Genomic DNA, 442 nt, shown 5'->3' on the forward strand with positions numbered 1-442 from the left:
GAACAGGCTAATCTGCGCCAGATCGCCGAAGGGCATTACCGGCAGAAATCGCGTGCGGAGGTGTTCGGCACTGGTTACTGCGTGCAAAGCCTGGAGGCGGCGCTTTGGTGCTTCGCTCACGGGGAGAGTTTCGAAGAGACGATCCTGCTGGCGACCAACCTTGGCGATGATGCGGATACCACTGCGGCGATTGCCGGGCAGCTTGCTGGTGCCTGGTACGGCGTGGAGGGGATCCCGCACCGCTGGCGGGAGAAGCTGTGGCAATGCGATGAGATCGCAACGCTTGCCGGTCAGCTACTCAGTAAGTCAGCGTGAAGCAAAACCCCCTCATCACGAGGGGGTTTTTATTGCGCTTACTCTTTCGGATCTTTTCCGGCGAGCAGCTTGTCCAGTTCGTCGCCGCCAACGTGGCGGAAATCCTGGCCTTTAACGAAGTAGAAGA

Annotated in this window: 1 protein-coding gene; it reads left to right on the top strand. The window is 59.0% G+C overall.

The genetic code is table 11. The features are described from left to right. Positions 1 to 315, top strand: a 315-nt coding sequence (locus tag AB4Z37_RS32995; protein WP_441520883.1) for an ADP-ribosylglycohydrolase family protein, incomplete at its 5' end; no start/stop codon positions are given. Positions 316 to 442 lie beyond the last annotated feature (127 nt).

Source organism: Bradyrhizobium sp. 2TAF24 (assembly GCF_052115025.1).
GTDB lineage: Bacteria > Pseudomonadota > Alphaproteobacteria > Rhizobiales > Xanthobacteraceae > Bradyrhizobium_A.